The sequence below is a fragment of the Nostoc sp. PCC 9305 genome, from assembly GCF_963920915.1.
GTDB lineage: Bacteria > Cyanobacteriota > Cyanobacteriia > Cyanobacteriales > Nostocaceae > Nostoc.
The window spans coordinates 44,580-51,176 of record NZ_CAWUDN010000057.1; the positions used below are offsets into that span (position 1 = coordinate 44,580).

The 6,597-nt window shown below is 42.0% G+C and carries 7 protein-coding genes; 5 read left to right on the forward strand and 2 right to left on the reverse strand.

Features of this window, described 5'->3' with window-relative positions:
• The first annotated feature begins 98 nt into the window (after window positions 1-98).
• Both ACM0OX_RS20985 and ACM0OX_RS20990 read left to right on the forward strand, forming a co-directional pair.
• A complete protein-coding gene (locus ACM0OX_RS20985) occupies window positions 99-608 on the forward strand; it encodes a MogA/MoaB family molybdenum cofactor biosynthesis protein (protein ID WP_414516923.1) in 510 nt (169 codons plus the stop codon).
• A 125-nt stretch (window positions 609-733) separates the two neighbouring features.
• Complete coding sequence (locus tag ACM0OX_RS20990) at window positions 734-2,485, forward strand: diguanylate cyclase (protein WP_414516924.1); 1,752 nt, start codon at window positions 734-736, stop codon at window positions 2,483-2,485.
• A 188-nt stretch (window positions 2,486-2,673) separates the two neighbouring features.
• Here ACM0OX_RS20990 and mraY read toward each other — a convergent pair whose 3' ends face one another.
• Both mraY and ACM0OX_RS21000 read right to left on the reverse strand, forming a co-directional pair.
• The gene (mraY, locus tag ACM0OX_RS20995) at window positions 2,674-3,777 is read right to left on the reverse strand and encodes a phospho-N-acetylmuramoyl-pentapeptide-transferase (RefSeq protein ID WP_414516925.1); all 1,104 of its coding nucleotides are present in this window, start codon (window positions 3,775-3,777) and stop codon (window positions 2,674-2,676) included.
• Window positions 3,778-3,856: 79 nt separating this feature from the next.
• Complete coding sequence (locus ACM0OX_RS21000) at window positions 3,857-4,099, reverse strand: DUF3134 domain-containing protein (RefSeq protein WP_094349539.1); 243 nt, start codon at window positions 4,097-4,099, stop codon at window positions 3,857-3,859.
• Between the two features lie 244 nt (window positions 4,100-4,343).
• Between ACM0OX_RS21000 and ACM0OX_RS21005 the strand changes: the two genes are divergently transcribed.
• The 3 genes from ACM0OX_RS21005 to ACM0OX_RS21015 all read left to right on the forward strand — a co-directional run bounded on the left by ACM0OX_RS21005 (window position 4,344) and on the right by ACM0OX_RS21015 (window position 6,557).
• Entirely contained in the window at window positions 4,344-4,928 is a 585-nt protein-coding gene (locus ACM0OX_RS21005; RefSeq protein ID WP_414516926.1) for a PAP/fibrillin family protein, read from the forward strand.
• 307 nt (window positions 4,929-5,235) lie between these two features.
• On the forward strand, window positions 5,236-5,451 hold the full coding sequence (locus ACM0OX_RS21010) for a photosystem I reaction center subunit IV (RefSeq protein ID WP_094349537.1): 216 nt from the start codon (window positions 5,236-5,238) through the stop codon (window positions 5,449-5,451).
• Between the two features lie 251 nt (window positions 5,452-5,702).
• Window positions 5,703-6,557, forward strand: a complete 855-nt coding sequence (locus ACM0OX_RS21015; protein WP_414516927.1) for a DNA-formamidopyrimidine glycosylase — start codon at window positions 5,703-5,705, stop codon at window positions 6,555-6,557.
• The last annotated feature ends 40 nt before the right edge of the window (window positions 6,558-6,597 follow it).

Here is a 6,597-nt window from a genome sequence, read left to right on the forward strand (position 1 = left end):
AAGCAACTGGCGTCATAGGGCATCGGGCATCGGTAATTGTCAATGCGCCATTTACCATGCCCAATTATCCATTATTAAAAGTTCATGAGTGACATATAATGCCACAACCCCATCCAGACTCGCCTGGAGTTCTAGTAACTTGTGCTGTAGTTACTGTCAGCGATACGCGCACTTTGGAAACAGACAAAAGTGGGCAGCTAATTCAGCAGTTACTCCTTGGTGCTAACTATGCTGTAGGAGCCTACACGATTATTAAAGATGAACCAACACAAATTCAAGGGCAGATAGAAAATCTAGGTAAAAGCACAAATTTGGATGCTGTAATTTTCAATGGTGGTACAGGTATTGCACCACGAGATACCACCTACGATGCCATTGAGAAGTTACTGGAGAAAACTTTGCCGGGATTTGGTGAGTTATTTCGTTTTTTAAGTTATCAAGAAATTGGTTCGCGGGCGATCGCTTCTCGTGCCGTTGCTGGTGTTTATCAAGATAAATTAATCTTCTCGCTTCCTGGTTCCAGTAATGCTGTGCGACTGGCGATGGAAAAACTGATTTTACCCGAACTCACTCACTTGGTAGGTCAGGTTGGTAAGGGGGTGACATGAGTAACTTTTCAGAAAGCTACCATAAAATTCAGTTATGAAGCACTGAAATCATCCTTTATCCACTTACATTTTGAGGCTACCCAGAATTATAGTCAAACGGATGAAATATTAATATCAGGTCAGTAATGGAACCTATTTACTGGAATTGCATAATTGCTCACAGCATTACTGCATTTTCATACTTTGGTATCCCCATAGTAATAGGGGTTTTCTTTGCCAAAACTAAGGCAACTATCCCTTCTAAGTTTTGGCTAGCCTTTTTCTTATCAGGTGGATTCGTACTATTTTGCGGATTTCATCACTTTTTGGCGATCTTTGAGCCATATATGGCAGTTTCCCTGCTGCATTTAGGCGTACTTGATGTAATGGCGTTTATTTCCTTATCTGCCTTACTCTACCTGACGCCAACCGCTTATCAAATTGTAAAGGCGATCGCCAAATCTCAAGAAGATACCCGCAAACTTCAACGCAGCCAGCAAATGCAACAGCTATTCCTAGATCAGGGGCCGTTTGGAGCATATATCAAAGATGAGCAATCTAGAGTGCTTTACTACAACCAGGAAATACAGTCTAGATTTTCGGTAGATTCACAAGAATGGTTGGGAAAAACGGATAATGAATACTTGCCAGATCCAGAAGAGGGGCGGCGGGTAATGGAGAACGATCGAGTTGTTTTGAAGACTCTACGTCCTTTGAAGCTAATTGAAGAGGTAAAAGTACCTGGTAACAATCAGCCGTGCTACTGGCTATCATTTAAGTTTCCGTTTAGCGATTACGCAACGGGCGCTTACCGTATCGGTGGGATCAGTATCGATATTACAGAATCCATAGAAGCACAGCGAGCGCTCACTGACCTAAATCGGCAGCTAGAAGAAAAAACACTAGAATTAGAGGCAAAAAAACGAGAACTTATATATCTCTCAGATATGACGGATATGCTTTATTCCTGCGAGTCTAAAGATGAAGTATATCAAGTAGTCGCTTTAACTTGTTCCAAGCTGTTTCCTAATATGAGTGGTTGTGTCTATATAATTTCTAATTCCAAGAATTATGTTCAGATTAATAGTATGTGGGGAGGTGAAAGAAGCAGTAAAGAAATATTTTCACTATCTGATTGTTGGGCTTTGCGGAGAGGAAAATTAAACCTTTTATCGCCTCGGAATTCAGGATTAATTTGCAGTCACTTAATAGAGCCAGTTAGCGGCGCACATTTGTGCGTTCCATTGTTTGGACAAGGCGAAGTAGTTGGGATTTTACACATCTATGCACCTGAAGAAATCAGTCCAGAAGTTCAACAAACTTCTGAGATTATTGCTAGAACATTAGGCATTGCACTGAATAATTTATCGATCAAACAACGTCTAACCCATGAAAACTTGCGGGATGGGATGACCCAACTATTCAATCAAAGCTATCTGCAAAGCATAACGGAACAAAGGCTAGCTGAAGCGGAACGATCGGGACAACCTCTTAGTATGATTTTCCTTGATATCGATAACTTCAAGTCTTACAATTCGCGCTATGGACACGTGACTGCCAACATTGTTCTCCAGGGATTAGCAAAGTTACTTTTAAAATCTATTCGCTCCTTTGACATTGCTTGCAGATGGGGTGGTGAAGAATTTGTGATTGTGATGCCTAATATGACACTGGAAACGCTCAGAAAGCGAGTAGAACAATTAAGGCTAGATATTGAAAAAATGCAATTGAAGGATGGCGATCAGATCCTCGAAAGCATCACCGCTTCTTTTGGAATAGCTGTATCAGAACCAGGGATTACGGTTAAGGATTTTCTCAATCGAGCAAATCAGGCGATGCTTGAGGCAAAGCGAACAGGGAAGAATCGAGTTAGGGAATATGTAAATGCCTATAATTGAAGAATAAAGAATTCAGAACACCGCAAGCGGTCAAACAATTTTAGATTTTAGATTTTAGATTGACTCTATGACTATCCTTTGCGCTTCAGTTGGCATAGAAATCAGAAACTTATAAATTTACCCTATAAAAAAACAACTCCCTGAAGATGTGGGAGTTGTTTTTTATATTGAAGCAGTTTTTAAAACATTCAGAATGGAGCGATCGCTAAACAGATGCTAGCCAAAATCGCTGCGATTATATAAAACACTCCAACAACTTGCAATTCTGACCAGCCAGTAAGTTCTAAATGATGGTGCAAGGGTGCCATTTTGAAGAGGCGTTTGCCTTTGCCATCTGGGCCTTTCGTGGCTTTGTAATAACTTACCTGTGCCATCACCGAAAGGGTTTCTACGAAGAAGATACCACTGAGAATAAACAGACCTACTAAGGTGTTTGTTAATAGTGCTACAGCAGCTAAAGCTCCTCCCAGTGCCAGGGAACCAGTATCTCCCATGAAAACGCGGGCTGGGTTGCGATTATGGGCTAAGAAACCTAAACATCCGCCACTTAAAGCAGCACAGAAAACCATCAATCCTGGTGCTGTTGGGGCGACTAAAGCACCTAATGCCAAAAGTGCGATCGCAACTGTTCCTGCTGCCAAGCCATCAATACCATCTGTTAAATTAGTCGCATTGCTTTCTGCAACTAGTACAAAACCTGCTAAAGGCCAAAATAGGAATCCTAATGGTAGTGTGAAGCTCACCCAAGGCAAAGCAATATTTGTAATATTAGAAGGTTGATTAAACATCAGCCATAGACAAAACACAGCCGCAAAACTCACCTGCAAAGCTAGTTTTGTGCGGGGAGATATACCTTTATTTGATTTCCGGCGCAGAATTTGCCAATCGTCGAGCCAGCCAATCAATCCATAGCTGATTGTCAAAGCCGAAACTGCAAGCACCTCTTTAGAAAAGTTAGACAATATGCAGGCAATCAGCACAGATACAGGTATAAAGAATATACCGCCCATTGTGGGAGTGCCTGCCTTTTTGAGATGAGCTTGAGGCCCATCTTCACGAATTATTTGTCCAGTTTTAAGTGCTTGAAGTAAAGGTATTACCCAATAGCCCACCACACCTGAACCCAACGCACACAACAGTAGTGGCAGAGTTAGCGACATACTTTGCCACGGTAGCCGATTGGCCATCGAATCCAAGAAAAATGCTGTTGTACCTAACCCTACGGCTAATAAAGAGGCTAGAGCGATTCCAGAAATGTTTAATCCTTGCTCAGGAGATAATTTAGCGTCCACAGAAGTTTCCCTTCACTCCACACTTATAAAATTGAATACTAGTAACTAGGGATACTACCAAGTCCCTAGCCTGAAAAGGCTAATTCTCAGCGATTCCTATATCATCATCGTCATCATCATCGAGGTCGTAGCCAATTCCATCATCTACACCCATTAGGGAGTCTATTCCTTCTTCGTCAGCTTGAAAATCCGGTTCGTGAACGTCACGGGCGATGATGCGGCCGTTGTTTTGTAACCAGTCCAACAAAGAGGACTCTGGCTTTAGGGGGATGACATCGGCTCGTTGGTTACGAGCTGCTTCACGTAATGGAGAGTTCAACATATCGAGTCAGGGCAAGAAAAGGTTTACGTAAGTTGACATTTAGAGTCTATCACTTGACACGGATTAATTTAGTTATCTTTTCAACCCTTTGATTGATAAATCCGCATTCAGATAGAAATTTTTTTATTTAATAAGCATAAGGCTTAAGTCAAGCGATTCTTAGTAATTTTTATGGCTCTACATATATGTCATTAATATCTTGTTTATGCTGATGGAAAGTGAGTGATTTTTGAGGTGACAGGCGATGATGGGAAAAGCGGCTCTTATGGATGCGATCGCTGGTACAAATCGCGGTCTACTGGCGACCGAAGAACAGAAACAGGCTATCTTAGCAGCGATCGCGAATTTAGAAGACTTTAATCCTACACCCCGTCCGGTGGAAGCTAGTAATTTGCTAGATGGCAATTGGCGATTACTATACACCACTAGCAAGGCTCTTTTAAACTTAGATCGTCTACCTTTATGCAAACTGGGTCAAATCTATCAGTGTATCCGGGTAGAGACTACCAGTGTTTACAACATAGCTGAGATTTATGGCTTACCTTATTTAGAAGGATTAGTCAGCGTTGCTGCTAAATTTGAGCCAGTTTCAGGTCGGCGTGTCCAAGTAAAATTTGAGCGTTCTATTATCGGCTTACAACGTTTAATAGAATACAATTCTCCGGTAACTTTTATCCAACAAATTGAAGAAGGTAGAAAATTTCCCGGAATTGATGTTGCCATAAACAGTGACAAACAGCAAGGCTGGTTAGATATCACTTATATAGATAACGATCTGCGGATCAGCAGAGGTAATGAGGGAAGTGTGTTTGTCTTAACTAAAACATAAGCTTTTACAAAATAGCTATTTGCGAATGAAGGTACGCTATAACGTCTACCTTGTCAAGTAGGGTCTAATACCTTTTGCAATTTTGGATGTGCTATAGAGTCGGTAGTGAAGAAGGGAATAGGGTACAGGTTACAGGGTACAGATTATTCCCTATCACCTTTCACCTGTAACCTCTCCCCTAATCCAATGCCCACTCCCCAATTCAGACAAATAACTTAACAAAGACTCTTGCTGCGACCTTGAGGTTGTAGAGTGAAATCAATTAGCCCTCTAGATTGGCGATTGATAACTAAAAGGGAAAATAATCATGGTTCAACGTGGTTCTAAAGTACGTATTCTCCGCCCTGAATCCTACTGGTTTCAGGATCTAGGAACTGTGGCTTCCATCGACCAAAGCGGCATCAAATACCCTGTAATTGTCCGCTTTGAAAAGGTCAATTACTCTGGTATCAATACCAACAACTTTGCCCAGGATGAATTAGTCGAGGTTGAAGCACCAAAGGCTAAAGCACCGAAAAAATAGCAGCAAAGCTACAAGGGGGTTGTTTGATGCGATGATGAAGGGTAGTCTTAAGTCTGAAGTATGAAGTCTGAAAATTTCAGTTCATTCATTCTTTGTCCTAGCCTACCCTAATCTAAGAGAGCCGCCCTGCGGGTATTTACGGTTTCTTTTGGGTAGTAATACGAGCCATCTATGGCTATGTAAGTTACTACCCCATCTCTTCTTCCTCGATCCCTCAAATAAATCACAATTGCCTGCTTAACTCAGCTTGAATGCCCGAACTGCCTGAAGTTGAAACAGTCCGAAGGGGTCTAAATCAATTGACCCTCAACCAAGAAATCACGGGAGGAGATGTGTTGCTTGATCGCACCATCGCCTACCCGTTTTCTGTAGGTGAGTTTGTTAATGGAATTGAAAAAAAGGCGATCGCTACTTGGCATCGTCGCGGTAAATATCTCCTCGCCGAACTCTCCTCGTCTTCTGGCTGGCTAGGAGTTCATCTGCGAATGACTGGTCAACTATTATGGCTGGATAGAGATGAACCATTGCACAAGCACACGCGGGTTAGATTATTCTTTGGGGATCGGCAGGAATTGCGTTTTGTTGACCAGCGAACCTTCGGTAAAATATGGTGGGTTCCGCCTGGTGTTGCTGTAGAAAGTATTATGACTGGTTTGGCAAAACTGGCAGCAGATCCATTTTCACCCGAATTTACTGTTGAATATTTAGCAAGCAAACTCCAAAACCGCCGCCGTCCGATTAAAACTGCGCTACTGGATCAATCGGTGGTGGCGGGATTAGGTAACATCTATGCTGATGAAGCATTATTTAAGAGTGGGATTTTACCTGAAAGCTTGTGTATAGATTTGCAGCTAAAGCAAATTGAACTTTTGCGAACCGCCATCATTCAAGTGTTAGAAACCAGTATTGAGGCTGGTGGTACAACATTTAGTAATTTCTTAAATGTTAAAGGTACTAACGGCAATTATGGTGGTGTAGCCTGGGTTTATAACCGCGCTGGAGAACCCTGTCGAATTTGTGGTACATCAATTCAACGGATCAGGTTAGCTGGGCGATCTAGTCATTTTTGCTCCCAGTGTCAAACTTTGCGGGGAGTTAGGAGTTAGGAGTTAGGAGTTAGGAGTTAGGAGTTAGGAGTTAGGAGTT